This window comes from Tardiphaga alba (assembly GCF_018279705.1).
In the GTDB taxonomy this organism is placed as follows: Bacteria; Pseudomonadota; Alphaproteobacteria; order Rhizobiales; family Xanthobacteraceae; genus Tardiphaga; species Tardiphaga alba.
The window spans coordinates 2,933,920-2,959,067 of sequence record NZ_CP036498.1; the positions used below are offsets into that span (position 1 = coordinate 2,933,920).

At 62.8% G+C, this 25,148-nt stretch carries 23 protein-coding genes; 9 read left to right on the forward strand and 14 right to left on the reverse strand.

The window, feature by feature from the left end; genetic code table 11:
- Positions 1-60 precede the first annotated feature (60 nt).
- Positions 61-1,458: a sensor histidine kinase gene (locus tag RPMA_RS13990; RefSeq protein WP_211907754.1), complete on the reverse strand. Its 1,398-nt coding sequence runs from the start codon at positions 1,456-1,458 to the stop codon at positions 61-63.
- On the reverse strand, positions 1,403-1,906 hold the full coding sequence (locus RPMA_RS13995; RefSeq protein ID WP_211907756.1) for a BA14K family protein: 504 nt from the start codon (positions 1,904-1,906) through the stop codon (positions 1,403-1,405). Before RPMA_RS13995 ends, RPMA_RS13990 begins: the two co-directional genes overlap by 56 nt.
- A 273-nt stretch (positions 1,907-2,179) precedes the next feature.
- Between RPMA_RS13995 and RPMA_RS14000 the strand changes: the two genes are divergently transcribed.
- Positions 2,180-2,587 (forward strand): NADH:ubiquinone oxidoreductase subunit NDUFA12, encoded by a 408-nt coding sequence (locus RPMA_RS14000; RefSeq protein ID WP_211907758.1) that lies wholly within the window; start codon positions 2,180-2,182, stop codon positions 2,585-2,587.
- 146 nt (positions 2,588-2,733) lie between these two features.
- Here RPMA_RS14000 and RPMA_RS14005 read toward each other — a convergent pair whose 3' ends face one another.
- The 3 genes from RPMA_RS14005 to RPMA_RS14015 form a co-directional block, all read right to left on the reverse strand.
- Entirely contained in the window at positions 2,734-3,420 is a 687-nt protein-coding gene (locus tag RPMA_RS14005) for a DJ-1/PfpI family protein (protein ID WP_211907760.1), read from the reverse strand.
- 109 nt (positions 3,421-3,529) lie between these two features.
- The gene (locus RPMA_RS14010; protein ID WP_211907762.1) at positions 3,530-4,474 is read right to left on the reverse strand and encodes an alpha/beta hydrolase; all 945 of its coding nucleotides are present in this window, start codon (positions 4,472-4,474) and stop codon (positions 3,530-3,532) included.
- A gap of 23 nt (positions 4,475-4,497) precedes the next feature.
- A complete protein-coding gene (locus RPMA_RS14015; protein ID WP_211907763.1) occupies positions 4,498-5,277 on the reverse strand; it encodes an SDR family NAD(P)-dependent oxidoreductase in 780 nt (259 codons plus the stop codon).
- 222 nt (positions 5,278-5,499) lie between these two features.
- Between RPMA_RS14015 and RPMA_RS14020 the strand changes: the two genes are divergently transcribed.
- On the forward strand, positions 5,500-6,432 hold the full coding sequence (locus RPMA_RS14020; protein ID WP_211907764.1) for a DUF2155 domain-containing protein: 933 nt from the start codon (positions 5,500-5,502) through the stop codon (positions 6,430-6,432).
- A 93-nt stretch (positions 6,433-6,525) separates the two neighbouring features.
- Here the strand turns inward: RPMA_RS14020 and aat are convergent, their stop codons facing one another.
- Positions 6,526-7,200, reverse strand: a complete 675-nt coding sequence (gene aat / locus RPMA_RS14025) for a leucyl/phenylalanyl-tRNA--protein transferase (protein WP_211907772.1) — start codon at positions 7,198-7,200, stop codon at positions 6,526-6,528.
- Positions 7,201-7,292: 92 nt separating this feature from the next.
- On the opposite strand from aat, the gene RPMA_RS14030 reads away from it, so the two are divergent.
- Together RPMA_RS14030 and RPMA_RS14035 are read left to right on the forward strand one after the other, a co-directional pair.
- Positions 7,293-8,630, forward strand: coding sequence for an NAD(P)/FAD-dependent oxidoreductase (locus RPMA_RS14030; RefSeq protein ID WP_211907774.1), 1,338 nt, complete (start codon positions 7,293-7,295; stop codon positions 8,628-8,630).
- Between the two features lie 162 nt (positions 8,631-8,792).
- The gene (locus tag RPMA_RS14035; RefSeq protein ID WP_211907776.1) at positions 8,793-10,241 is read left to right on the forward strand and encodes a DASS family sodium-coupled anion symporter; all 1,449 of its coding nucleotides are present in this window, start codon (positions 8,793-8,795) and stop codon (positions 10,239-10,241) included.
- 18 nt (positions 10,242-10,259) lie between these two features.
- Here the strand turns inward: RPMA_RS14035 and RPMA_RS14040 are convergent, their stop codons facing one another.
- The 8 genes from RPMA_RS14040 to RPMA_RS14075 form a co-directional block, all read right to left on the reverse strand.
- A complete protein-coding gene (locus tag RPMA_RS14040) occupies positions 10,260-11,354 on the reverse strand; it encodes a response regulator (protein ID WP_211907778.1) in 1,095 nt (364 codons plus the stop codon).
- Entirely contained in the window at positions 11,351-11,791 is a 441-nt protein-coding gene (locus tag RPMA_RS14045; RefSeq protein ID WP_211907779.1) for a response regulator, read from the reverse strand. The genes RPMA_RS14040 and RPMA_RS14045 overlap by 4 nt, the downstream gene beginning before the upstream one ends.
- On the reverse strand, positions 11,788-13,311 hold the full coding sequence (locus tag RPMA_RS14050) for a sensor histidine kinase (RefSeq protein ID WP_211907780.1): 1,524 nt from the start codon (positions 13,309-13,311) through the stop codon (positions 11,788-11,790). The genes RPMA_RS14045 and RPMA_RS14050 overlap by 4 nt, the downstream gene beginning before the upstream one ends.
- A 132-nt stretch (positions 13,312-13,443) precedes the next feature.
- The gene (gene accC / locus RPMA_RS14055; RefSeq protein WP_211907781.1) at positions 13,444-14,784 is read right to left on the reverse strand and encodes an acetyl-CoA carboxylase biotin carboxylase subunit; all 1,341 of its coding nucleotides are present in this window, start codon (positions 14,782-14,784) and stop codon (positions 13,444-13,446) included.
- A 161-nt stretch (positions 14,785-14,945) separates the two neighbouring features.
- A complete protein-coding gene (accB, locus tag RPMA_RS14060) occupies positions 14,946-15,494 on the reverse strand; it encodes an acetyl-CoA carboxylase biotin carboxyl carrier protein (RefSeq protein ID WP_211907782.1) in 549 nt (182 codons plus the stop codon).
- 33 nt (positions 15,495-15,527) lie between these two features.
- Positions 15,528-15,992 (reverse strand): type II 3-dehydroquinate dehydratase, encoded by a 465-nt coding sequence (gene aroQ / locus RPMA_RS14065; RefSeq protein ID WP_211907783.1) that lies wholly within the window; start codon positions 15,990-15,992, stop codon positions 15,528-15,530.
- Positions 15,993-16,277: 285 nt separating this feature from the next.
- The gene (locus tag RPMA_RS14070; RefSeq protein WP_211907785.1) at positions 16,278-17,024 is read right to left on the reverse strand and encodes a DUF1236 domain-containing protein; all 747 of its coding nucleotides are present in this window, start codon (positions 17,022-17,024) and stop codon (positions 16,278-16,280) included.
- A 140-nt stretch (positions 17,025-17,164) separates the two neighbouring features.
- Positions 17,165-17,386, reverse strand: coding sequence for a DUF6894 family protein (locus RPMA_RS14075; RefSeq protein WP_211907786.1), 222 nt, complete (start codon positions 17,384-17,386; stop codon positions 17,165-17,167).
- A 124-nt stretch (positions 17,387-17,510) separates the two neighbouring features.
- Between RPMA_RS14075 and RPMA_RS14080 the strand changes: the two genes are divergently transcribed.
- From RPMA_RS14080 to RPMA_RS14100, 5 genes are all read left to right on the forward strand, one after another.
- Complete coding sequence (locus tag RPMA_RS14080; RefSeq protein ID WP_211907788.1) at positions 17,511-17,696, forward strand: hypothetical protein; 186 nt, start codon at positions 17,511-17,513, stop codon at positions 17,694-17,696.
- Positions 17,697-17,819: 123 nt separating this feature from the next.
- Complete coding sequence (locus tag RPMA_RS14085; protein WP_211907790.1) at positions 17,820-18,323, forward strand: RNA polymerase sigma factor; 504 nt, start codon at positions 17,820-17,822, stop codon at positions 18,321-18,323.
- Between the two features lie 101 nt (positions 18,324-18,424).
- The gene (locus RPMA_RS14090) at positions 18,425-19,384 is read left to right on the forward strand and encodes a FecR family protein (protein WP_211907792.1); all 960 of its coding nucleotides are present in this window, start codon (positions 18,425-18,427) and stop codon (positions 19,382-19,384) included.
- Between the two features lie 175 nt (positions 19,385-19,559).
- The gene (locus tag RPMA_RS14095; protein WP_211907794.1) at positions 19,560-22,919 is read left to right on the forward strand and encodes a TonB-dependent receptor domain-containing protein; all 3,360 of its coding nucleotides are present in this window, start codon (positions 19,560-19,562) and stop codon (positions 22,917-22,919) included.
- A gap of 89 nt (positions 22,920-23,008) precedes the next feature.
- Complete coding sequence (locus tag RPMA_RS14100; RefSeq protein WP_211907802.1) at positions 23,009-25,042, forward strand: pyrroloquinoline quinone-dependent dehydrogenase; 2,034 nt, start codon at positions 23,009-23,011, stop codon at positions 25,040-25,042.
- Positions 25,043-25,148: the final 106 nt, after the last annotated feature.

Sequence of the window (25,148 nt, forward strand, 5' to 3'; positions counted from 1 at the left end):
TATCACGTGAAAGACAGTTTCATCAACCTAAAGATGTGATAGTGGCACGTCTTGCAGAAATTAGGTATTCGCCGCCAGCGGCACCGTCACCGTGAAATGCGAGCCGCGGGCGAGGTCGGATTTCAATACGATCTCGTGACCGAGCGCTTCTGCCGTCCGGCGCACGATGGAGAGGCCAAGGCCGAGGCCTTCGCTGGCCGGATTGATCTGGTGAAACGCTTCGAAGATCGATGAGAGCTGTTCGTTCGGAATGCCCGCACCGGTGTCCAGCACCTCGATGCTGACAGCATTGTGCCGTTTGCGGCAGCCGACCAGCACCCGGCCGTGATCCGTATATTTGATCGCGTTGCCAACGAGATTGCCGAGGATCGCGCGCAGCATGCCGGGATCGCTGACGACCTGTGCCGCGCTGGGCAGCACGATAAGTTCCAGACCTTTCGCCTCCGCATGCAGGCGCCAGTTGGCGGTGATGGAGTCGAACACGTCCTGGATGGCAAACGCGCGCAGGTTCGGCACACCGAAGCCGGCGCCGAACACCGAAGTCTCGGCGAGACGATCGAGCTCTTCCGCCATGCGCATGCCGGCGTCGATCGCGTAGCTCAGGCGTTCGCGATCCTTTTCGTCGGTGAGCTTGGCGCGCACGCGGTCGATGGCCATCACCATCACCTGCAAGGGCTGCTTCAGATCATGGCCGGCGACCGCCATCAGGCGGCTGATATTGCGCTGAAGCCTGTCCGCGAGCACCAGCGCGCGGCGGAACTCCATTTGCGCCATGACCTGGCGGGCGAGGGCGGCCAATACCTCGCGTTGTTCGGGCGAGAGCACGCGCGGCTTGTCATCGAGGACGCAGACGGTGCCGAGCGGCAGTCCGTCCGGGGTACGCAGCAGCGCGCCGGCATAGAAGCGCAGATGCGGCGCGCCGGTCACGAGCGGATTTGCGCTGAAACGTGCATCCTTAGTGACGTCCTCAACCTCGAGAAAACTGTGCTCGAGGATCGCATGCGCGCAGATCGATTCTTCCATCGGCGTCTGGCGCACGCCCAGGCCGATTTCGGATTTGAACCACTGCCGGCCTTCATCGACCAGGCTGATGATCGACATCGGTGTCTGGCAGACATAGCTGGCGATCTTGGTGATGTCGTCGAAGGACGGCTCGGTGGCTGTGTCGAGAATACCGTATGAGCGAAGCGCCTTGAGGCGTTCGGTCTCGTTCGGGTGCAATGCTGCGATCTTGGGTTTGTCTGACGCGACCACTGAATAGCTCACACCACGATGACGCGCGAGTTCCACGAGAGTTTCCACGCACTGTTGAAAGTCAGTCTTAGATGCTGCACCGAATGGCGCAACCACAAACGACAAAGGGCGGCGCATTGCGCCGCCCTCAATCCATATAGCTAACCTGTTACGGACAGGCGTGACGCTGGCCGTCATAGCCGAGATAGGTGCCAGTCCGAACATTGTACGACTTGTAAGTGCGGATGCAATAATCGACATCCCGGTCCGACTCGACCTCCTCGACCACGGGCTCCTCGACATAGCGGCTGCCATAATAGGACGGTCCGTAGCCGTTTCCGTAATACCCGTAGGAATTGCCATAATAGCTGCTGGCGGCAAGGCCGCTGCCGATCACCGCACCGGCTGCGAAGCCCGGACCGAAGCCGCCGCCACGCCAGCCACCGCCGCGCCAGCCACCGCCTTGATGCCAGCCACCGCCGCCAAATCGCGGGCCGCCATGCCAGCCGCCACCGAAGCGGGGACCGCCTCCGGAGAATGTGCCAACGGTGCGTGCACCGCCGCCCGGTCCAACGGTCACAACTTTGGTGGCTGCTTGGCTCGGCGTGACGGGCATCGCCGGGACAGCGACGGCTGCGATTGCCGCGACGCTCAAAATCTTCAAAACGCTCATTGTCTGCTCCTGTCTGGATGCATTCCCAACCCATTCGCGGGATGGGTGTTCCCTGCAGCCTTGCGCGATTTACGTCATCACCACGATGTGTGATCGAACGTGTACGCAGCGTGAACGGCAAAGATCACAAGAGGCCACATAAGGGGAATGCCCGGTGGAAACGACCCGGTTTCACGATCAGTTGCGGGCGGCATTCCGTCACGCCGGTAACTGGACATTTGGCCGGCCGGATGGCATCAACGGCGCGACGAATTCCTTGGAACGGCTCAAAATATGAAACAGTTTCTGCTGAAATTCTTTACCTGGTGGAGCGGCTCGACCTTCGGGACCGATCTCTGGACCAGCCGATTCGGCGAACTGGTCGGCACCGACGAACAGGGTAACCGCTATTACCGCACCAAGGGCGGCAAGATCGACCCGACGCTGGGCTTCGAGCGCCGTTGGGTGATCTATAATGGTTATGCCGAAGCGAGCCGCATCCCGACCGGCTGGCACGGCTGGATCCATCACACCACCGATGTGGCACCGACCGATCAGGCCTACACGCCGCGCGAGTGGCAGAAGCCGCATCAGCCGAACCTGACCGGCACGCCGTCCGCGTACCGCCCCTCGGGCTCGACGCTGGCCTCGGGCCGCCGCCCCAAGGCGACCGGCGACTACCAGGCCTGGACGCCTGGCTGATAAGAGGACTCCGAATTCAAAAAGCCGCGCATGGCGACATGCGCGGCTTTTTCGTTTTGGGGACTGTAGCCCGGATGAGCGAAGCGACATCCGGGGCCGGCGCTTCAGTTGAATCGACAGCCCGCATATCGCTTCACTCATGCGTGCTACAAACGCAGTTTCTCTGCGGCACGCTTCGCCTTGCCCTCGCGCTGTTTCCAGCCGCCAGCGCGTTCGGTCAATGCCGATACGACATCGGCCGGTGCGGTATCGGGCGAGCCCGCATCGAACGGCGGTGCCGGATTGTATTCGATGCCGAGCTGGATCATCTCGGCCGTCCGACGATCAAAGATGATCGAGACAAGTTTCAGCGCGAAGTCTATGCCGGCCGTGACGCCGCCACCGGTGACGCGATTGCGATCGACACTGACACGTGAGGTGTCGAGGATCGCTCCGAACTGCGACAGGAACGGCCGCGCCGACCAATGCGTCGCTGCGCGATAGCCCTTCAACAGACCCGCTGCGCCCAGCACCAATGCGCCCGTGCAAACCGAGGTGACGTAGCGCGCGCCTTCGGCCTGCTGGCGCAGAAAGGCGAGCGTCTCATCGTCGAGCATCGCATCATCGGCACCGGCACCGCCGGGCACGCAGATCACGTCGAGTTGCGGGCTGTCGGCGAAGGTCGTGGTCGGCAGGAATGTCAACACCGTGTCGCTGGTGAGCGGTTCGATGCGCTTCCACAACAGATGCACTTCGGCGCCCGGCGCGCGCGACAGCACCTGCAGCGGGCCGGTGAAATCCAGTTGCGTGACATTGGGGAAGAGGACGAAGCCGATACGGAGAGGGGCGGTCATGGTAGTCTTCCGTCTTTGTAGGGCGGGCAAAGGCGCGTTTGCGCCGTGCCCACCAATTCGCGCTGTGCCAGAGATGGTGGGCACACTGCGCTTTGCCCACCCTACAAAGTCACAATGACTTCAGCCACCCACCCATCTCGTTCAGCGCCGTGTTCGCCTTGGGCAAAATCTTGCCCATAGTGATGAAGCCGTGGAATTGGCCGGGATAGGATTTGTAGCTGACGGCGACGCCGGCATCGGTTAGCCGTTTCGCATATTCATCGCCTTCGTCGCGCAGCGGATCGGCGCCGGCGGTCAGCACATAGGCCGGCGGCAGGCCCCTCAGGTTGTCCATGCGCGCCGGCGATGCGCGCCAGTTCTCGATATCGGCGGGGCTGTTCAGATAGTGATCCGCGAACCAGCGGATGACGTTGTGGGTCAGCAGGCAGCTGGTTTCCGGTTCGCTGTGCGAGGGATGGTCCATCCGGAAATCGGTGGCGGGATAGATCAGCAACTGGCCCGCAAGCTTCGGCCCGCCGTTTTCACGCGCATCGATGGCGACGATGGCCGACAGATTGCCGCCGGCGCTGTCGCCGCCGACGACCAGATGTTGGGCGTCGATATTGAGCTGCACCGCATTGTCCGCGATCCAGCGCGTGGCGGCGACGGCATCGTCGATGGCGGCAGGAAACTTGTGTTCCGGCGCGAGGCGATAATCCACCGAGATCACCAGCATCTCGCCTTCATAAGCGAGGAAACGGCAGACCACGTCATGGCTGTCGAGATCGCCGATCACCCAGCCGCCGCCGTGAAAGAACACCAGGCAGGGCGACAGGCCGTCCTGCTGCCGCAGCGTCTTCGGCGTGTAGAGGCGGGCAGGGATGGCGCCGGCCGGCCCGGGGATCGTCAATGCTGTTACCGAAGCGAGCTCCGGCGGCTCCGGATTGGCGACCGGGCGGGCCTTGAGATACCACTCGCGCGCTTCCGGCGGCGTCAGCGTTTCATAGGGTGGACGACCGGCATCGCGGAAGACGTTGAGGACGGCGCTGGCATCGGGATCGAGAGTGACGGGCATGTGCTGCTCTTGCTTGTGGATGGTTATGCGGAGGTGCGGCCGCCATCCACCGTATAGGCGGAGCCGGTGACGTAGCTGGCATCGTCGGAGGCGAGGAAGGCAACGATGGGCGCGACTTCTTTTGCGAGCCCTAGTCGCCGTTGCGGGACGCGATCGACGACTTTCTCGACCGGTGCCGGCGCGCCGCGGCCGACGCGGGCATCGACGATCGCCGACAGCATGCGGCTGTCGATCAGACCCGGGCAAACGCAGTTCACGCGCACCTTGGTGCCGGTGCATTCCTGGGCCGCGCTCTTGGTCAGGCCGATCACCGCATGCTTGCTGGCGCTGTAGACCGCAACTTCCGCCGAGCCGATCAGGCCGGCGATGGAAGCGGTGTTGATGATCGAGCCGCTGTCCTGTTTCAGCATCACCGGCAGCACGTGTTTCATGCCGAGAAAGACGCCGACCACATTGACGTCAAGCACCTTGCGGAAGTCGGCGAGCGAGGCGTTGACGATCGGCGTGATCGTGCCCTCGATGCCGGCATTGTTGTAGAAGATGTCGATGCGGCCGAAGCGTTTCACCGCGGCGGCGACATAGCCGGTCACGTCCTCTTCGCTGGTCACATCGGCGATGATCGCCAGCGCCTCGGCGGAGGCCGGAAGCTCGGCGATGGCCCGGTCGAGGGCAGCGGCATCGCGGTCCACCGCAACGATTTTGGCGCCGCGCGCGGCGAAGAGGTTGATGGTCTCGGTGCCGATCACCCCGGCAGCCCCGGTGACGACAGCGACCCTGCCATCCAGACGAATTCCGTCGGCCATTTTGCATTCTCCCTGCAACTCCGGTTGATCCGGATTGTCGGCCAGTCGCGCATCGCGCGCCGGCTCTGCTGCGAACTATTTCATGCCGGAGGAGGGCTGGCCAGACGGTGGTATGGGAAGCATGCGCCCTTCCGTCGCCTCATTCGACGTGTTAACCGGAGGCGATTGCGCGGCCATTCCCCTACAATGTCGCGAGCCTGATTCTCGGTTGAGCGCCGCCGCATGTTGCGAACCCTGACGATTGCCGGATTTGCAGCCTTGCTGGCTGCCACCTCGCTGTCCAGCACCCCGGTGCTGGCGCAGTTTGGTCCGTTGTTCGGCGATCCGCCGCCGCGCCCGCCGGGCTCCGTGCCGCGTGGCCAGCAGCAGCAACAGCTTCCACCGCCCATCGATGACGACGAGGAAGTGCCGGCGCTGCCGCAGGGACGCCTGCTGCCGTCGCGGCCGAATCCGGGCATGGGCGCGCCGCCGCCGGGCGCCGTGCAGTCGCAGCCGCTGGCGCCGCCGCCGGGCAGCAACACCACCATCGTGCCCCAGAACCCGCAGGGACAGGCCCAACAGCCGGCCGCGCCCGGCCAGCCGCAGCAGCCAGGTGTCGCCAACGCTCCGCCCGGCGCGGCTCCGAATGGCCGTCAGGCACCGAAGAATGCGCCGCCGCCGGCCGCGACCCTGCAACCCGGCGACGAGGTGGTGACCGAGCCGCCAGCCCAGAAGATCGCCAACAAGAAGGCAGCGTTCTCGGGTCTCGACAAGATCACCGGCCGCATCATCAATTTCGATGCCGATATCGGCGAGACCGTGCAGTTCGGCGCGCTGCGCGTGAAGACCGATGCCTGCTACACGCGCCCGGCGACGGAAGCAGCCAACACTGACGCGTTCGTCGAGGTGGACGAAATCACGCTGCAGGGTGAGGTGAAGCGGATCTTCTCAGGCTGGATGTTCGCAGCGAGCCCCGGCCTGCACGGCGTCGAGCATCCGATTTACGACATCTGGCTCACCGACTGTAAGCAGCCCGAAGTGGTTGCCACGCAGCAGGAGACGCGCCCGGCACCCGCCGCCGCGCAAAAACGCCCGCCGCCGCCGAAGCAGCAGCCGCGCCCTCAGCCGCAACAGCAACTGGCGCCGCCGCCGGGCTTCCCGGCTTTCAGGCAGTGAGCGCCTCTTAGCCCGGATGGAGCGCAGCGCAATCCGGGGACCGGCGTCTCAACTATCTCTGCTGTTCCTGGATTTCGCTTCGCTCCATCCAGGCTACGACTGTCGCTCCGCGATGATCGCCAGCGCATCCTCGCCGGTCATCGTGGCCGGTAGCGCCTCGAAATCTGCCACGTCATCCAGTGCCGCATCGAGCAGTTGCCGATAGCGATCGCGTGGCACTTCGACGGCGCCGAAGCTGCGCAAATGATCCGTCACATATTGCGTGTCGAGCAGGCCATAATTGCCCGCGATCAGCCGGGCCACGAGATGCACCAGCGCCACCTTCGATGCATCGCGCGCGTGATGGAACATGCTCTCGCCGAAAAACGCGCGGCCGAGCGAGACGCCATAGAGGCCACCGACGAGATCGTCGTTTTGCCAGACCTCGACGCTGTGGGCATGGCCCATCTCATGCAACGCGCCATAGAGGTCGCGGATGCGCTTGTTGATCCAGGTGTCCTCGCGATCCGGCTTCGGCGCAGCGCATTCGGACATCACGCGTTTGAAGGCGCTATCTACCGTCACCGTGAAGGCATCCGAACGCACCGTGCGCGCAAGGCGTGAACTGATACGAAAGCCATCCAGCGGGATCACGCCGCGGATTTCCGGCTCGACCCAGAACAGGCCGGGATCGTCGGCGCTCTCCGACATCGGGAAAATGCCGCAGGCATAGGCGCGCAGCAGCAGTTCGGGCGTGATGTCGGATGATGCGTTGTCGCGTGAGCTCATATCGATAGGCTAACAGAATGGCGCGATAAGCGCGACCGGCTTGTACGATACCGCCACCGTCATAACCTGCACAGACGAATGGAGAGCGAACCATGACGTCAGTCCCGCATGTTGCCGATACCGGAGCTCATCGCATCGTTGTCGTCGGCGCCGGTTTCGGCGGGCTTGAAGCGGTGTATCGGCTGCGCGGCGTCGATGCCGTGACGACACTGGTGGACCAGCGCAATCATCATCTGTTCCAGCCTTTGCTTTATCAGGTGGCGACGGCATCGCTGGCGACATCCGAGATCGCCTGGCCGATCCGCTATCTGCTGCGCGGGCGTAAGGATGTTACGACGCTGCTTGGCACGGTGACCGGCGTCGATGTTGCAGCGAAATGCGTTCGGCTCGATGACGGCCAGATGCTGCCCTACGACACGCTCGTTCTCGCCACCGGCGCCGGCCACGCTTATTTCGGCCATGACGAATGGGAGCCGTTCGCGCCGGGCCTCAAAACGCTGGAAGATGCGACGACCATTCGTCGCCGTATCCTGACAGCATTCGAGCGCGCCGAGCGTGCGGACGATCCCGCCGAACAGGCGGCACTGTTGACCTTCGTCATCATCGGTGCGGGGCCGACCGGCGTCGAACTCGCCGGGACCATCGCCGAAATGGCGCGAACGACATTGCCTGACGATTTTCGCAACATCGATACGCGCAAGGCACGCGTCATGCTGGTGGAGGCGGGGCAACGTGTGCTGGCGAATTTTTCGGAAGAGCTCTCGGCCTATGCACATCGGTCGCTGGAGAAGCTTGGCGTGGAAGTGGCGCTCGGGCATGCGGTCTCGGATTGCAATGTGGACGGCGTCGTCTATGGCGACACGCATCTGCCGGCGCGCACCATCATCTGGGCTGCGGGTGTGCGCGCATCACCGGCAGCGGAATGGCTTGGCGTTGCGGCCGATCGTGCGGGACGCCTGCAGGTGAATGCTGATCTCACTGTGCCCGATCATCCCGACATCTTTGCCATCGGGGACACCGTGAGCATTGCAGCACCGGATGGCTCGCTTGTGCCCGGCATTGCGCCGGCGGCGAAGCAGGAAGGGCGCTATGTCGCCAATGCCATCAAGCAACGGCTGCGCGGCGAGACGCCGGCGCCGTTCCGCTACAGGCACGACGGCAGTCTCGCGCAGATCGGCAAGCATCTTGCTGTCATCGACTTCGGCCGGTTCAGGCTGCGCGGCGCGCTGGCGTGGTGGATCTGGGGCATCGCCCACATCTATTTCCTGATCGGTTTGCGCAACCGTCTCGCCGTCGCTTTGAACTGGTTGTGGATCCACACCCTCGATCAACGCGGAGCGCGGCTGATCACGCAAGGGCGGGCAGTGCTGGATGATCCAGCGGTACGCACCGGTGAGACTGTACCGCAACGTCTGAAGTCCGCGCGTTGATCCTTCTGGCGGACCGCATTTGCGACCGTGAGAAAGCGTTCGCCCGTCTTCTGCAGCAATACGCACAGCGTGGTTCGCTTAGCGGATTGCGTGCCGGACCGTCCCTGGTGTTAATTTGTCGCACGTGTCGCAGAACACGATCGATGTGCCGGAGGGGACGCTGTGGCGTTGGGCTGGAAGAAGATCGCACCGCTTGTCGTCTGGCTGGTGCTGTATGTGATCCCGACACCGGCGGGTCTCGTCGCCAATCAATGGCACTATTTTGCGGTCTTCGCCGCCGTGATCACCGGCCTGATCCTGGAATCGATGCCGGTCGGCGCGGTCGGGCTCATCGGGCTCACCTTCGCGGGGGTGATGGGCTATGTGGAGCACGATCCCAACAAGTCGCTGCGCTGGATGCTCGGCGGCTTCGCCGAAAGCACGGTGTGGCTGATCGTCGGCGCTTTCGTGTTCTCGATCGGTTATCGCAAGAGTGGTCTTGGCCGGCGGCTGGCGCTCTTGCTGGTGCGGGGCCTGGGACGAAGCACAATCGGGCTCGGCTATGCCGTCGCGTTTTCCGATCTGGTGCTGGCGCCTGCGACGCCGTCGAACACCGCGCGTAGCGGCGGCACCGTCTATCCGATCATCAGCAACATTCCGCGGATCTACGGTTCGGAGCCGGGGCCGACAGCCGGCAAGATCGGCACCTATGTGATGTGGACTGCCTTTGCGGCGACAGCGGTGACGAGCTCGATGTTTCTCACCGCGCTGGCGCCCAATGCGGCGGCACTGAGCATCGCCAAGAAGATCGTGAACGTGGATGTCGGCTGGTCGCAATGGTTCATCGGCTTCGCGCCGCTCGGCGTGCCACTCATTCTGCTGCTGCCGTTGCTGACCTATCTGATCTGCCGGCCGGAGGTGAAGCACAGCCCGGAAATCGTCGCCTGGAGCGCGAGCGAACTGGCCGCGATGGGGCCGCTGTCGCGCCATGAGAAGATCATGGCCGGTCTGGTCGTGCTCGCGATGTTCCTGTGGATCACCGGCTCCAATCCCGACATCACACTGCCCGGTCTCGGCTCCAACTTCATCAACGCGACCATGGTCGTATTCGTCGTGATCTCGATGATGCTGCTGACCGGCGTCGTCTCCTTCGCAGACATCATTGCAGAAAAAGCCGCGTGGGAGGTGTTCTTCTATTTCACCTCTCTGCTCACCCTGTCATCGGGCCTCAATGAAATCGGCTTCATCAAATGGGCTGCAGGCGGCCTGTCCGCGCCGCTCGCTAGTTTCAGCCCGACGGTCGCGACTATCCTGCTGGTCGCGGTGTTCTTCTGGATCCACTATTTCTTCTCGAGCATTACGGCGCATGCGGCGGCAATGCTGCCCGTCGTGCTCGCGGTCGGATCAAGTATCCCCGGCATTCATATGCAGACGCTCACATTGCTCTGCATCTATTCGCTGGGATTGATCGGTGTGATCTCGCCCTATGCGACCGGACCTGCGCCGATGTATTTCGGCAGCGGTTATATCGGCAAGGCGGACTTCTGGAAGTTCGGCTTGATCTTCGGCTTGATCTATTTCGCCGGTCTGCTGCTCGTGGTCATGCCGTGGCTGACGCTGCGCGTCGGCTAAGGCGTCGCTTTGCTACGGTTACTTCGCGGCGTTGACTGCGAGCTTCGGCGCCGTCTTCGTCACCGCGCTGAACTTCAGGATCACGCGCGTGCCGGTGTGGTTGGGATCGCGCTCGACGGTGGCGTCGAGCTTGTTGGCCATGGCGCTGACGATGCGTTGGCCCATGCCGGTGGAGCGCGGATCGGCCTTCACATTGAGGCCGACGCCGTCGTCGGTGATCGACAATTCGAGATCGTCGCCCTGGCCTGACAGAACCACATGGATCGGGCCGGCGCCGTCGGGATAGGCGTATTTGACAGCGTTCATCACCAGCTCGTTGACGATGATGCCGATCGCGACGGCACGATCCGGGTCGATCTCGATCTGCTGCGCCTGCAGCGTGAGGCGCGACATCCTGTTGCCTTCGGCCGAGCGTCGCAGGTCCTCGAGCAGTGCTTCGAGATACTGGTTGAGCAGTACGCTGTTGAGATCGTGCGACGTATAGAGCCGGCGATGCACCTGCGCCACCGCGGCGACGCGGCCCATCGCATTGGTGAGCGCCACCTTCACGTCGTCTTCGCGCGCCGAATTGGCCTGCAGATGCAGCAGCGATGCGATGATCTGCAGCGAGTTGCCGACGCGGTGATTGACCTCGCGCAGCAACACCTCGCGTTCGGCAGCGAGTGCCGCAAAGCGATCGCGTGCGGCGTGGACTTCGGCTTCGGCTTCGTCACGCGCCTTCATGACCAGCGCCTGACGGATGGCCGTGTCGCACGCGACGTTCAGGAGCGGCAGGAAGTCACCCTGGGTGTCCTTGACGAGATAGTCGGCAGCGCCGGCCTTCAAGGCCGTAACCGCGATCTTGCTGTCCTGCGATGCGGTCACGAAAACGACGGGGGGCGGCGAAGGCAGTTTCTGGATTTGCTCGAGCACCTCGAGTCCGTCGAGGCCGGGCATGTACTGATCGAGCGCGATGACGTCGATGCCACCCTGCTTGATGCGTGCGATGCCGGCTTCGCCATTGTCGCAATGCTCGACCTTGTAGCCCTGTCGCGTCAGGCCGCGCTCCACCAGCCGCGCGAGACCCGCGTCGTCATCGATGTAGAGCAGGACTGGCGTCGAGGCAGATGTCATGAAGCCGCTTGTGGAACCTGAATGACGGAGAAGAACAAACCGAGCTGACGGATTGCGTTGGCGAAGTTTTCGTAATTCACGGGCTTGGTGATGTAGACGTTACATCCGAGCTCGTAGCATCGCTTGATTTCCTGCGCGTCGTCGGTGGTGGTCAGAACCACGACGGGAGCGCATTTGAGATTCTCATTCTCTTTGACGCGGCGAAGAATATCGATGCCGGTCATGTCGGGCAGATTGAGATCGAGCAGGATCAGCAGCGCGTCGCCGCGATGGGCCGAGCCGCTGCCATCCGCACCGAACAGATAGGTGAGGGCGTCTGTACCGTTGGTGAACGGAACGATCTCATTGTTGACACCCGAGCGCCTGATATTGCGCTCGATCAGACGGGCGTGACCCTCGTCGTCCTCGATCATGATGATGGTAACTGGGTTACTCATGCGGTCTCGTTTCTGCTGCGGCCCGTCCATTTGGCGGGCAAAGTCACGGTAAATGTGCTGCCATTGCCGAGTTCCGATGACACCGACATGGTGCCGCCGAGCCGGCGCACAAGAGCTCGCACATGCGCCAGCCCGATACCCTGGCCCGGCCTGTCCTGTGTACCTGCGCGGCGGAAAAGATCAAATATCCGCTGATGGTCCTTCGGGTCGATCCCGCGGCCATTGTCGATGATTTCGAAGATGGCGAAGCCCATCTTTGTGCGGCCCTTGATGTGGATGTCGCCGGGAACCCCGGGCTTCAGATATTTCAGGGCGTTGTCGATAAGGTTGCCAAAGATCTGTTCCATTGCCAAACGATCGCAGACGATCTCGGGCAACGGTTCGATCCTGATCTGCGTCTCAGTCTCCGCAGCCTGATGCGCTACGGTTGATGCGATGGTTTCGATCAACTCGCGGGTGTCGATCTTGACCGGCTTGAATTCGCGGCGACCCTCGCGCGTGAGATTGAGGATGGCGCTGATCAGGCGGTCCATCTTGCCGATGGAGGACTTGATGAAGCCGAGCGCTTCGCTGAAGTCTGACGATAGCTGCTTGTCTTCGGCCGGCAGTGCAGGTTCCGGCAGGTTGCCGTCAGTGTCGGGGACCACGGGTTGTTCATTGGCCAGTGTGGCGATGCGGCGGAAGATGTCGCCGCGCAGCTCTTCGAGCTCGCTGGTGAAGCCCATGATGTTGACCAGCGGCGAGCGGAGGTCGTGGCTGACGATGTAAGCGAAGCGCTGGATTTCCTCATTGGCCTCGCGCAGGTCGGCGGTGCGCTCCTGCACGGTGGTTTCGAGGTTGAGATTGCTGTCGCGCAGCTTGGCTTCGGCATCGTCGCGGGCGTTGGACGACTGTCGGACCAGGAAAATCGATCCGGCTGCGAACAACACCACGAGGGCCGAACCGGCGATCGTGATGAACGAAGCCCATTGCTGGCTCTCGTCGGCGGTGCGCGTGCGCTCGACAAACAGCCGGCCTTCCTCGGCGCGCATGGCGCCGGTGATCTCGGCGATGGCTGTTGCAGCTTCGTTGGCCCCGCCGCGGCGAAGGATATCGATGCTGGTCTGCAGCTCGTTGTTCTTGATGCGGTCCATGCCCCGGCCGAATTCGGCAAGCCGTTGCTCGACAGCTGAACGGAGCTTGTTGGTGTTCTGGACCTGGGCCGGGTTGTCGTTGGCGAGCCTGACGAGTTTCTCCACCGCCGGCATGATCGCTGACGACGAGCGCTCATACTCTTCCATGAAACGCGGTGCTGCCGAGAGCAGATATGCGCGGGTTGCGCTCTCTGTGCGGCGAATTTCCAGCAACAGGTTGGAGATCTGGTTCTGGACCTCGACCGTGTGGGTCACCCAGCGCTGGTCGTCTCTGGCGCGGTTGACGAAAATGACCGATGCCGCGCTGATGGCGACAAGCACCAGCAATCCCGCCGATAGCAGGACGATTTGCCAGAAGGCGCGTTTGCGGGCCGCGTCAGCAGTCACGGTCGGCTCGCAAGGATTTTAGCTGGAATTTCAACGCTTCCCCGGGGAACCGGGAGTTCCCGGTACCCCACAAACGCCGATCTTTCGAATTGGTTCCATCGGCGTTTGAAAATTCTTGCATCCAGGTGCGGCTTATTTCCCAGCCAGATACTGTTCGAGCCAATGGATGTGGTAATCGCCCTCGATCATGTCCTTCTCGCGGGCGAGTTTGCGGAACAGCGGCAAAGTCGTCTCGACACCGTCCACCACGATCTCGTCCAGCGCACGGCGCAGCCGCATCAGGCATTCCGGCCGGTTCTTGCCGTGCACGATCAGCTTGCCGACCAGCGAGTCGTAATAAGGCGGGATCTTGTAGCCCTGATAGACCGCGCTATCGATGCGGACGCCGAGGCCGCCGGGCGGGTGATACTGGGTGATGGTGCCGGGCGAGGGCCGGAAGGTTTCCGGGTTCTCCGCATTGATGCGGCACTCGATGGCGTGGCCGATGATCTGCACTTCGTCCTGGGTGCAGGGCAGGTCGCCACCGGCGGCGATGCGGATCTGCTCCAGCACGAGGTCGATGTCGGTGATCATCTCGGTGACGGGATGCTCGACCTGAATGCGGGTGTTCATTTCGATGAAATAGAACTCGCCGTCCTCGTACAGGAATTCGATGGTGCCGACGCCGAGATACTTCATCTCCTGCATCGCCTTGGCGCAGATGCCGCCGATTTTTTCGCGCGCTGCCGGCGAGAGGATCGGCGACGGGCCTTCTTCCCAGACCTTCTGGTGACGACGCTGCAGCGAGCAATCGCGCTCGCCGAGATGCAGCGCGCCGCCGCGGCCGTCGCCCAGCACCTGGATTTCGATGTGGCGCGGTTTGGTCAGATACTTTTCGAGATAGACCGACGCATCGCCGAACGCGGCCTTGGCTTCGGTCGCCGCCGTGGACAGCGCCATTTCCAGATCGGCTTCGGTCTGCGCCACCTTCATGCCGCGGCCACCGCCGCCGGCAGCCGCCTTCACCAGCACCGGGAAACCGATTTCCTTCGCGATTGCCATCGCATCGTCATCGGGGCCGACGCCACCATCCGAGCCCGGCACCACGGGAATGCCAAGACGCTTGGCGGTCTTCTTGGCTTCGATCTTGTCGCCCATGGTGCGGATATGTTCCGCCTTGGGGCCGATGAATGCCAGATTGTGGTCGGCGAGGATCTCGGCGAAGCGGGCGTTTTCAGACAGGAAGCCATAGCCGGGATGCACCGCATCGGCGCCGGTGATCTCGGCGGCAGCGAGCAGCGACGGGATATGCAGGTAGCTGTCCTTCGACGCCGGCGGGCCGATACACACGCTCTCGTCGGCGAGGCGCACATGCATGGCGTCGGCGTCGGCCGTGGAATGCACGGCCACGGTCGCGATGCCGAGCTCCTTGCAGGCGCGCAAGATGCGAAGTGCGATCTCGCCGCGATTGGCGATCAGGATTTTCTCGAACATATTATCTGCCTTGCTGTGCCGTCATCCCCGCTGAACGCTGTTGCGTTCAGCTTGTGAGGCGCGCGCTCTTGCGCGCCTCGAAGGATGGCCACGGGCTCCGAGCCCTTCATCCTTCGAGGCCTGCTCTGCGAGCAGGCACCTCAGGATGACGGAGAGATTTGTTACTCAATAATAACCAGCGGTTCGCCGTATTCGACGGGCGCGCCGTCCTCGACCAGGATCTGGGTCACGGTGCCGGCACGCGGCGCCGGGATCTGGTTCATGGTCTTCATCGCTTCGATGATGATCAGGGTCTGGCCAGCAGTCACCTTGGTGCCGACGCTGACGAAAGGCGGCTTGCCCGGCTCCGGCGCCACATAGGCGGTGCCGACCATGGGCGAGGGCACGACGCCCGGATGCTTGCTATAGTCCGGGCCCGACGGCGCGGCAGGAGCGGCGGCGACGGCCGAAACGGCAACCGGTGCGGGCGCGGCGGCGACCGGGGCAGGCGCGTAGACCGGGGCAGCAGCAGCGGTCACATGAACTTCGCGGGCGACGCGGACATGCAGGCCCGAACGCTCGACTTCGATCTCGGTGAGATTGGTCTCGTTCAGCAGCTGCGCGAGTTCGCGAATGAAGGCGCTGTCAGCTGAGGCAGCCGGAGCAGCAGCGGCGACTTTCGGGGCGGCTGCTTTCGCGGCGGCGGCTTTGGCAGGAGGCTTACGGGCCATGGGCAATCCGATATCTGAAGGAGTGGGTTTGAATCAGGTGAGCGATGTCTTGCCGAGCTTGGCCGCGAGACCGGAGATCGCGAGGCGATAGCCCTCGATGCCGAAGCCGCACAGGCTGGCAAAGGCGGCGCGGGCCGTGAAGGAATGGTGGCGGAAGTCTTCGCGGGTATAGACGTTGCTGATGTGCACTTCGACCGTCGGCACTTTCACGCCGACCAGTGCGTCATGGATCGCGATCGAGGTGTGTGAATAGGCGCCGGCATTGATGATGATGCCAACAGCCTTGGTGCGCGCCTCGTGGATGTAATTGACGAGTTCGCCCTCGACATTCGACTGCCGGCAATCGGCGGTGAAGCCATATTGCGCAGCCGCCTTCGCGCACAGCGCCTCGACATCGGCGAGGGTGGCGTGCCCATAGGTCTCCGGCTCCCTGATCCCCAGGAGATTGAGGTTGGGGCCGTTGAGAACGAAGATGGTGTTGGCGGCGGTGTTGGCCATCGGAGGTCCCGGACAGGCGACAGGGCGCAAAAGCGCGGTTCTGCCGGGGGTTATAGGTAACCTCGGCGGGCAGGGGAAGCCTTACACCGTCCGGTTCCCCCAGCCAAATACCTTGGCGGGTTGATAAAACACGCAATGGAACCAGCCAATTGGCCCGTTAACCACGCGGGAGCCGCAACGCGGAAATAGCCGTCCTTGCGCAAGACCGGCGCGACTCAGGTGTTGCGCAACGACAGCGGGCGAGTTCCGAAGAACCCGCCCGCGCCGTAAGCCCAATGATAGCGCTTAGGCGTCAATGACCGCCACGATCTCGTAAGTGGCGGGATCGATGATGATGATCTGGTTGCTGACCATGATCAGGTTGTAGCCGCGCCAGGCCGGATAGATCGTCACGATCTCAGCCGGGACCGGATGGAAGTGAACGTCACGCGGCACGCGGGTGCCGACATTGATTGAGAAGTTCACATTGGTGATGGGCTTGATGTTCTGCTGCTTCACCACGGTTGTGACCTTGGTGCGCTGCTCGGTGGTGAGCTTGGCACCCGCGCCGGCCTGGCCGGTGGTCGCTGACTTCTCCGTCGTCGACTTGCTGTCAGCCGCCGACTTCGAATTCGCTGCCGGATTGTTCTTGTCTTCGGCCTTCATGTCCTTTGCGTTCTTGCCGCCATCGCGGGTTTGATCGCCGGCACGCTGATTGCCGTTATCGCGCTGCATTTTATCATCCGACTGGGTCTGCTTGGTGGCAGGCTGCTTCTGGTCGGACTTGTTGGTGGTGTCGGTCGCTTCATCGCGCTTGCTCGGCGCTGTGTTTGCCGCCGGGGCCGCACGATCTTCTGCGCCGCCGCGCGCGGCTGCACCGCCTGCTGCACCACCGCCCGACGGGGCTTCACGGCTCATGGTCGCGCCACCGCCAGCGCCGCTCGCACCGCCCGGGCTCGCGCCACCGGCGCCTCCTGGGCTCTGTGCGCTAACAAGGCTCGTACCTGCAATCAAAGCAGCAGCAGCGACGGTCGCAAATAAACGCTTGTTCATCTCGTTTCTCCTCACAGTGATAGTTGCATTGCCCGCCCGACAACGGAGCGCGTATGAGGATGTTCCGAACGAGAGTGTAGTTTATTTGCTGATCTTCTGAGCATGCACGTGTCTGTCAGCAGTGCTGACACGACTCACGTTTACGATGGCCGTTGCTGGTTCCTGATCGCGGTCTCATAGACTTCAGCGCCATCGTCATCGCGCACGACGACCCTGCGATCGTCTTTCCCGCCGAGATCCTCTGCGATCTGCCGTGCGATATCCTTGGCGACGGTTTTGGCTTGTACGTCATTGCGGCAGTCGAGACCGACCGGGTCCTCCAGCGTAAAGCCATCGACAATTTCAAAATGATACTTGGGCATTTCCAGCCTCCATCCTCCGCAATTCAATGCACGGACTGCTGGAGGCGTTCCAGAAAGGGAGAAGGGCGAACGACTGGAACGAAAGTCCGCCATCTGCATTGGGTTGCGGCATAAGGAATCCGCGATGACCGCCTTTGTCGAGCGTCTGGTACAGAAGATCACCGAGGTGGCGCCGCTGGAGGATGCGGTGTCGGGTATCGTCGCTGGTGTTCTGGAAAACACGGCCAACAAGATTGCCCGGGGCGAATCGGGCGATGGACGCCAAGCGTTCGAGTCCGAAGCAGCAGAGCTTCCGGCTGGCCAGGCCTAGCCACCTCCGTTGGAGGCAATCTAAGTCGCTAGCCGTTGCGGGCATTTCCCTGCCACTTTATTGATTTCCGCGTAATGGGCACGGCCGAGGCCGAAAGGCATTGGCGCGGGGTGGCGTCGCGGAATGTGGGATCTGCAAAATCTATTCGTCAGGCACGCGCGGGAAATCAATCGTTTCCTGCGTCGCCGCGGACATCCGCCGGAAACGGCGGCTGATCTTACGCAGGATACATTCGTGCGTGCGATGACCGCGGCCGTGCCATCATCCTGCGAAAATCCCCGAGCTTATCTTCATCAGGTCGCCCGGAACCTGTCGATCGATCTCGCGCGGCGCGAACGGCGCGTCGAATTCGTGCATGTCGCCGATGACGATTTCCTAGGCATCGCCGATGCGTCGCCGTCGCCAGAACACATCGTCTATGACCGGCAGCGGCTGGCGATCATCGACGCCGCCATCCGGGAGCTGCCGGAAAAGACGCGGCGGGCGTTCGAGATGCACCGGATCGGCGAACAGACCCTGTGCGAAGTGGCGGCCGAACTGCAGCTGTCCAGAACCCGGACCTGGACACTGATCCGCGATGCCTATCGGCATTTGCGGTCGCGTTTGGCGGACGAAGCCAGCAAATGACGAAATATTTGTCGGCGCCGAGAGAAAATCTGCATCTTCCATTCGTTCCAGATATGTAATCGCCATGGCGGCGGCGCTTGGAGGCGCCCGGACCGGAACGCATGACTGAAGCTGTGACCGAAGATGATCGGCTGTTCGGGGAGGCGCTGGATCTGATGATCCGGCTGCAGAACGATCCTGCCAATCCGGTTGCCCGCGATCTGGTCAGGAGCTGGCGCGCGCGCGGCGCGGACCATGAGGCGGTGTGGGCCGAGGTCACCGAAATCCATGGCATGGCGGGCAAGGTCCTGACCGATCAGCGCAAGGCCGCGCAACCGGGCACGCGCATGTCTCGCCGCAATATGATCCTTGGCGGCGCCGTTGCGGTTGCAGCGGCAGGGGCAAGCGCCGCTTACGGACCGGATACATGGCTGCGCCTGCAAGCCGATCATGTCACCGCGACTGCCGAGCTGCGCCGTGTTGCATTGACGGATGGCTCGACGGTCACACTGGGACCGAAAAGCGCGATCCGATCGGCGTTCGCGCCGACCGAGCGACGCGTCGAGTTGCTGGCGGGAATGGCGTTCTTCGATGTGGCCGATGACCCCGCGCGGCCGTTTCGAGCCACGCTCGATCGTCTGTCGCTGAGCTCGTTCGGCGGCGCCTTTGATCTCAGCAGGGATACCGGCTTCGATACGATGTCGGTTGGCCGCGGCAGCGTCGATGCGACCTTGCCGAATGCGATGCTGTCCAGCAGCGTGACGCTGGTGCAGGGCGATGTGCTTAGCTGGGACGACGATCTCGGTAAAGCCGAGCGCAGCAAGCGCGACCTCGCGCAGATTGCGGCCTGGCGCGACAGCATGATCGTGGCGGAGCGCGAGACCGTCGCGGCCGTCACGTCGCGGATACGCCGCTGGTACAATGGCCGGATCGTCATCGCCGATGCGTCGCTCGGTGCGCAGCGCATCAGCGGTGTGTTCGACCTCAAGGATCCGATCATGGCGCTCGAGGCCGTGGTGCATCCTTATGGTGCGAAGATCCGCCAGCTCTCGCCCTGGCTGACGGTCGTGTCGACAATCTAAAAAATTCATAAGAAATTTGCGCGACGGGAGAAAATCCCGCGCTGCCGTTCGTTTCATCTGGCAGGGACACTGCTAGCTGCCGCCGAGCACGATCCTTGATGTGATCGCGTGGAGTGGCATTGTGGAATTCGGAATAACAAATACGGCACATCGAGGCGTGTGTCGCAGCGTCATCATGGCTTTGCTGACGACAGCATCGGCCCATGCAGTTATCGTCGCTATGCCCACCGCCGCACAGGCTCAGGTTGCCGTGCGGCAGACCCAGTTCAACATTCCTGCCGGCTCGATGACGACGGCGCTTGCTGCGTTCGGGCGCCAATCCGGATTGCAGGTCACGTATCTTCCGCAGATTGCCTCCGGCAAGCAATCATCGGGGGTGTCAGGTCAAATCAGCGCCGACGCCGCGCTGGCGCAGCTGCTGCAGGGGTCCGGGCTCAACTACAGTTTCTCCAATGCACGTACGGTTGCGATCTCTGTACCTGGCGGAGCGAGCAACGCGGCGATGAACACGGCCGGCGCCATTACGCTCGATACGATCGAGGTGAGCGGCGCCCGCGTGTCCGCAGGGGATGCGCCATATCGGACGCCGGGCTCGAACGCGCATGTCTCGCGCGAACAGATCGACCGCCTGCCGCCGACATCGCCAGGCGACGTCTTCATCGGCACGCCCGGCGTCCTGAATGGCGGCAACCGCGTCGGCACCTCGCTGAATCCGAACATCCGCGGCCTGCAAGGCATGGGCCGGGTCAACACGACCGTGGACGGCGCATCGAATTCGTCGACGTCCTATCGCGGCTATGCCGGCAATCGCGACGAGACCTATGTGGATCCCGACCTGATCGGCAGCATCGATATCTCGAAAGGACCGAGTGATAGCGTCGGCACCGGCGGCATCGGGGGCAGCATCAATTTCCGCACGTTGTCGGCGCAGGATATCGTGAAGCCCGGCGACAATTGGGGCGTTCGCGTTAAGACCGGAATTGGCGGCAATACGCGCTCGCCATTCATCCCGGTGATCGGCAACACCGCGCCGCCCGTGATGCGCGACAGCAATACCCCGTCCTTCCTCAATGGCGACAGCTGGTCTGGCAGCGCTGCTGCGGCGACCATGCAGGAAAATTTCGAGGGGATCGTCGCGTTCTCGAAACGCAGGCAGGGCAACTACTATGCCGGCTCCAGTAATGTGCCGGATGGCTTTGTGTTTCCGCAGGGCGCCATGGGTCTCAATCCCGGCCGCAACGCGATCGTCCGGCCGGGCGCGGAAGTCTACAACACCTCCGAAGACACCAACTCGTTTCTCGCCAAGGGCAAGACCAAATGGGGCGATGGCCAGTCATTTGAGCTTGGTTACATGCTGTACGACAGCAAGGCGGGCGAGGAGGACGAGGCGCTTCTCAACAACCTCAGCAATTTCGGCCAGCGCCAGCTCAGCAAGACGCGGCTCGACACCTATACGGCGAAGTATCGCCATCGCTCCGACAATCCGCTGCTCGACCTGCGTGCCAATCTCTGGGGCACCAGTCTCGACCACAAGCGCGGCAATGCGTTTCCCGCGGGCATTCGCGACCACAGCGCGGTGACTTTCGGCGGCGACGTCGCCAACACCTCACGCTTCGATACGGCGTTCGGCGCACTGTCTTTCGATTACGGCACCGAGTTTCGCCATGAGAAAGCGCAGGCGCCCGAGCTACTCGATGCAGCCGGGCAGACCAGCCGCGGTCCGAACGGCCTTCGCACCATGACGTCGGCTTTCGGCAAGTCCACCTATGAACCCGTCAAATGGCTGGCACTGTCGGCCGGTCTGCGTGTCGATAGCTATTCCGCCGAGGGCGTCGGTTCCGCGTCGGTGTTTCCCGATCGCTCGGGATCACGCGTCAGTCCCAATTTCAGTGTCGTGACGACACCGCTGGAGGGGCTGCAACTGTTCGCCCAGTATAAAGAAGGTTATCGCCCGCCGAGCCTGCGTGAATTGTATTGGGAACTTTATACGCTGCAGGTCAATCCGAACCTGCGCGGCGAAGTCTCCAAAAACTGGGAGTTTGGCGCAAACCTGCTGCGTGACGATGTACTGACGCAGGGCGACAAGCTGCGCTTCAAGGCGGCTTACTTCCGCAACCGCTATGACGATTACGTCATCATGCAGGATGTGCCTGACGTTCCCGGCCAGCAGCATTTTGCTAATATCGATCACGCCAACTATCACGGCTTCGAACTGTCCGGCAGCTATGATGCCGGCACGGTCTTTGTCGAAGGCAATTATACCCGATATGTGAAAGCGGAGTACTGCACGACCAAGAGCGACTGCAGCCTCCCGAAGCTCGACAGCGTGCTCGCCAATGTCACGCCGCCGACCTTCGTGCCGCCGGAATGGAGCGGCAGCGTTACCGGTGGCGTACGCTTCTTCGATCAGGCATTGACCATCGGCGGTCGCGCTTTCTTCTCGTCGACGCGCATCGGCACGAACTGGCCGCCGGAAAATCCGGCTGCGATCGGTCTGATCGGCCTTAATTTCACATGGCCGCAATTCGTCGTCTACGATCTGTTCGCCAGCTACAGGTTCAGCGAAGACACGATGATGAATCTCAGCATCGAGAACATCACCGACCAGTATTATTACGGGCCGCTCGCCACCACCGGCATGCCGTCGCCCGGCCGCACCGCGCGGCTCGGCCTGACGCACCGCTTCGGCGGCGCCAATCTGCCGGTGATCCCGACGCTGCCGCCGCTCGGCTATGCATCGAAGGGCAATCCCGGCGACGACTGGACCGGCGTCTATGTCGGCGGTCACGTGGCGCAATTGTCATCCAATGTGGCAAGCGCGGTGACGACGGCGGCTGGCGGGCCCGTCGCTTTGAGCGAAGCCGTGAATTTCAGCGATCGCGGTTCGACCTTCGGCGGCCAGATCGGTTACAACTATCAGTTCGACAATCGGATTGTGATCGGTATGGAGGCAGATTTCTCCATGCTGGACAAACGAGCGAGCAGCCGGACATTGACGGAGGAGACTGCGTCGCTGGTCGGACGTGGGCAGCTGCAGTCCGTGACAGAGATACGGCTCGACTGGCTTGCCACGTTGCGCGGCCGATTGGGCTATTCCTTCGGACGCCTGATGGTCTATGGCACCGGTGGTGCTGCCTTCCTGCAGCAGAGCGGATCGCGCAGCCAATACGCCGCAGTCCAGCCAACGGCGACTCCAACCAATACCGACCAATTCTTCACCGAGGCTGATACGAGCACAAATATCGGCTGGACCGCAGGTGGCGGATTTGAGTTTACGCTTCATAACAACTGGTCGTTGAAGGGCGAATATACTTATGCAGGTTTTAGCGACGCCGGACTAGCATATGAGCAGGCGCGGGAGGGAGCGACGCAGCAATATGCCGGCGCGCGCGTATGCGTGGAGTATTTCAGGACGATCTGCGTCAGATATGCAACCCCGATTATTCCGGGCTCGGTTGATAGTGTTCAGGGGCGCGACGTTTCCAACAATATCGGTCTCCACATGGCAAAGGTCGGCCTCAACTATCGTTTCTGAGACGCGGCAAAGAGCTGCAATAGACAAACCGCTCAACTCAAATAACCTTTGCTTCGCGGCCATGGCTGGCGCCGCGGAGTGGGTTGTCGATGCGGCTGTGGATTGCCGGAATTGCCGTGTTTGCCGCACTATGCGCGGGCCCTGCCTTCGCATGGGAGCATTGGGGCGGCGATGCCGGTGGCACGCGATTCTCGTCGCATGGCCAGATCACGCCCGGCAACGCCCCGCGCCTGATCGAGGCCTGGACTTTCCATACCGGCGATCTCGTCGCCCGTACGCCGCAGCAGATCCGTCGCAGCAAGTTCGAGGCAACGCCGCTGTTTGTCGAGGACAGCCTGATCTTCTGCACGCCGTTCAACGAAGTGATCGCGCTCGATCCGGCGACGGGGCGCGCGCGCTGGCGATACGATCCCGGCGTGCCCGCGGATCTCAGGCCCGGCAATCGCTGGGTCTGCCGCGGTGTTACGCATTGGCGCGACGCGCGCGCGACGGCGGGAGCCGCCTGCGCCAGCCGCATCGTCATGGGCACCAATGATGCCCGCGTGGTCGCGCTGGATGCGAAGACCGGTCAGCCCTGCAGCGATTTCGGCAAGGCCGGCGAAGTGAAACTCGATCCCGGCGCACCGCTGGAATATGCCGGCGAATTCCAGGTGACGTCGCCGCCGGTGGTCGCCCGCGATGTGATGGTGGTCGGATCATCGTTCGCCGACAATCGCCGCGTCGATGCCCCGCGCGGCATCGTGCGTGCGTTCGACGTCCGCACCGGCGGAGCACGCTGGACGTTCGATCCGCTGATCCGCGATGGCATCGAGGCCGGGCATGCCAATGTCTGGGCGCCGATGACCGTTGATGCGGAGCGTGGGCTGGTGTTCCTGCCGACGTCGTCGCCGAGCCCCGATTTCTTCGGCGGTAAGCGGCCGGGCGACAACAAGCATGCGAATTCGGTCGTTGCCTTGAAGATCGAGACAGGAGAACTCGCCTGGACGTTTCAGACCGTGCATCACGATGTCTGGGACTACGACGTTCCGGCACAGCCCACACTGGCGCGTATCGACAGTGGCACTGGCTCGCGCGATGTGGTGATCCAGGCCACAAAAATGGGCTTTGTGTTCGTGCTGGATCGCGAGACCGGACAGCCGGTCTGGCCCGTCGAGGAGAGGCCGGTGCCGCAGAGCGGAGCACCCGGCGAAAGCCTGTCGCCGACGCAGCCATTTCCGACCCACCTGCCGTCGCTGGTGCCGCAGCAACTCGACCGCACCAAACCATTCGGCCTGACCTTCTGGGATCGCGATGCCTGCGGCGAGCAGCTCAGGATGGGACGTTACGACGGTTTGTGCACGCCGCCCTCGACGGAAGGTTCCGTGGTGTTTCCGATGACCGGCGGCGGTGTCAATTGGGGCGGCGTGGCTTACGATCCGGTTCGGCAGATACTAATTGCCAATACCAGCCGCGCCGCGCATCGCATCACGCTGATCCCGCGCGCGCAGGCGCAGAACTACAAGCCGCCATCAGGCGCCGATTTCGGTCCGCAGCGCGGCGCGCCCTTTGCGATGACGCGTGCGCTGGTCGCGTCGCCATTCGGTATGCCCTGCAATCCGCCGCCCTGGGGCGCCATGGTCGCAGTCGATCTCAAGGCCGGCAAGGTGTTGTGGGAATCTAGTGTCGGCACCACCGAAGACATCGCGCCGCTCGGCCTCGCGTTGAACACCGGCACGCCGTTGGTCAGCGGTGTGCTGGCCACCGCCGGCGGCGTCATCTTCACTGGCGCAATGGACGCGTACCTGCGTGCGTTCGATGCCGGCAGCGGCAAGGAGCTGTGGCAGGGCAGGCTGCCGGTGCCGGGCATCGCCAATCCGATGACCTATATGCTGAATGGCGAGCAGTATGTGGTGATCGGCGCCGGCGGGCATTCGGAGGCCGGCACCTCCATCGGCGACAGCATCGTCGCATTCCGCGTGCCGCGCGATGGCGAAGCGCCATCGCTGTGGTCACTCTATGTCGATCGACCAGGCGGACGATTGCGGGCAGGGGCGATCGTGGGTGGTGTGATGCTGGCGACGTTAATGCTAACTGCCGTCCAAATTCTCCGCCGCCGTAGGATGGGTAGAGCGGAGGCGCGTTAGCGCCGCAGTGAAACCCATCGCCGCATATTCGGTGCGTGTTGTGATGGGTTTCGCTGCGCTCTACCCATCCTACGAATTCTCAGCAAAAAGCCGGCTGGTTCGCAGC

Coding starts and splice junctions, on each gene's coding strand:
- RPMA_RS13990 (WP_211907754.1), bottom strand. CDS start 1,458: ATGTTCGGACTGGCACCTATCTCGGCTATGACGGCCAGCGTCACGCCT.
- RPMA_RS13995 (WP_211907756.1), bottom strand. CDS start 1,906: ATGAGCGTTTTGAAGATTTTGAGCGTCGCGGCAATCGCAGCCGTCGCT.
- RPMA_RS14000 (WP_211907758.1), top strand. CDS start 2,180: ATGAAACAGTTTCTGCTGAAATTCTTTACCTGGTGGAGCGGCTCGACC.
- RPMA_RS14005 (WP_211907760.1), bottom strand. CDS start 3,420: ATGACCGCCCCTCTCCGTATCGGCTTCGTCCTCTTCCCCAATGTCACG.
- RPMA_RS14010 (WP_211907762.1), bottom strand. CDS start 4,474: ATGCCCGTCACTCTCGATCCCGATGCCAGCGCCGTCCTCAACGTCTTC.
- RPMA_RS14015 (WP_211907763.1), bottom strand. CDS start 5,277: ATGGCCGACGGAATTCGTCTGGATGGCAGGGTCGCTGTCGTCACCGGG.
- RPMA_RS14020 (WP_211907764.1), top strand. CDS start 5,500: ATGTTGCGAACCCTGACGATTGCCGGATTTGCAGCCTTGCTGGCTGCC.
- aat (WP_211907772.1), bottom strand. CDS start 7,200: ATGAGCTCACGCGACAACGCATCATCCGACATCACGCCCGAACTGCTG.
- RPMA_RS14030 (WP_211907774.1), top strand. CDS start 7,293: ATGACGTCAGTCCCGCATGTTGCCGATACCGGAGCTCATCGCATCGTT.
- RPMA_RS14040 (WP_211907778.1), bottom strand. CDS start 11,354: ATGACATCTGCCTCGACGCCAGTCCTGCTCTACATCGATGACGACGCG.
- RPMA_RS14045 (WP_211907779.1), bottom strand. CDS start 11,791: ATGAGTAACCCAGTTACCATCATCATGATCGAGGACGACGAGGGTCAC.
- accC (WP_211907781.1), bottom strand. CDS start 14,784: ATGTTCGAGAAAATCCTGATCGCCAATCGCGGCGAGATCGCACTTCGC.
- accB (WP_211907782.1), bottom strand. CDS start 15,494: ATGGCCCGTAAGCCTCCTGCCAAAGCCGCCGCCGCGAAAGCAGCCGCC.
- aroQ (WP_211907783.1), bottom strand. CDS start 15,992: ATGGCCAACACCGCCGCCAACACCATCTTCGTTCTCAACGGCCCCAAC.
- RPMA_RS14070 (WP_211907785.1), bottom strand. CDS start 17,024: ATGAACAAGCGTTTATTTGCGACCGTCGCTGCTGCTGCTTTGATTGCA.
- RPMA_RS14075 (WP_211907786.1), bottom strand. CDS start 17,386: ATGCCCAAGTATCATTTTGAAATTGTCGATGGCTTTACGCTGGAGGAC.
- RPMA_RS14080 (WP_211907788.1), top strand. CDS start 17,511: ATGACCGCCTTTGTCGAGCGTCTGGTACAGAAGATCACCGAGGTGGCG.
- RPMA_RS14085 (WP_211907790.1), top strand. CDS start 17,820: ATGTGGGATCTGCAAAATCTATTCGTCAGGCACGCGCGGGAAATCAAT.
- RPMA_RS14090 (WP_211907792.1), top strand. CDS start 18,425: ATGACTGAAGCTGTGACCGAAGATGATCGGCTGTTCGGGGAGGCGCTG.
- RPMA_RS14095 (WP_211907794.1), top strand. CDS start 19,560: ATGGCTTTGCTGACGACAGCATCGGCCCATGCAGTTATCGTCGCTATG.
- RPMA_RS14100 (WP_211907802.1), top strand. CDS start 23,009: ATGCGGCTGTGGATTGCCGGAATTGCCGTGTTTGCCGCACTATGCGCG.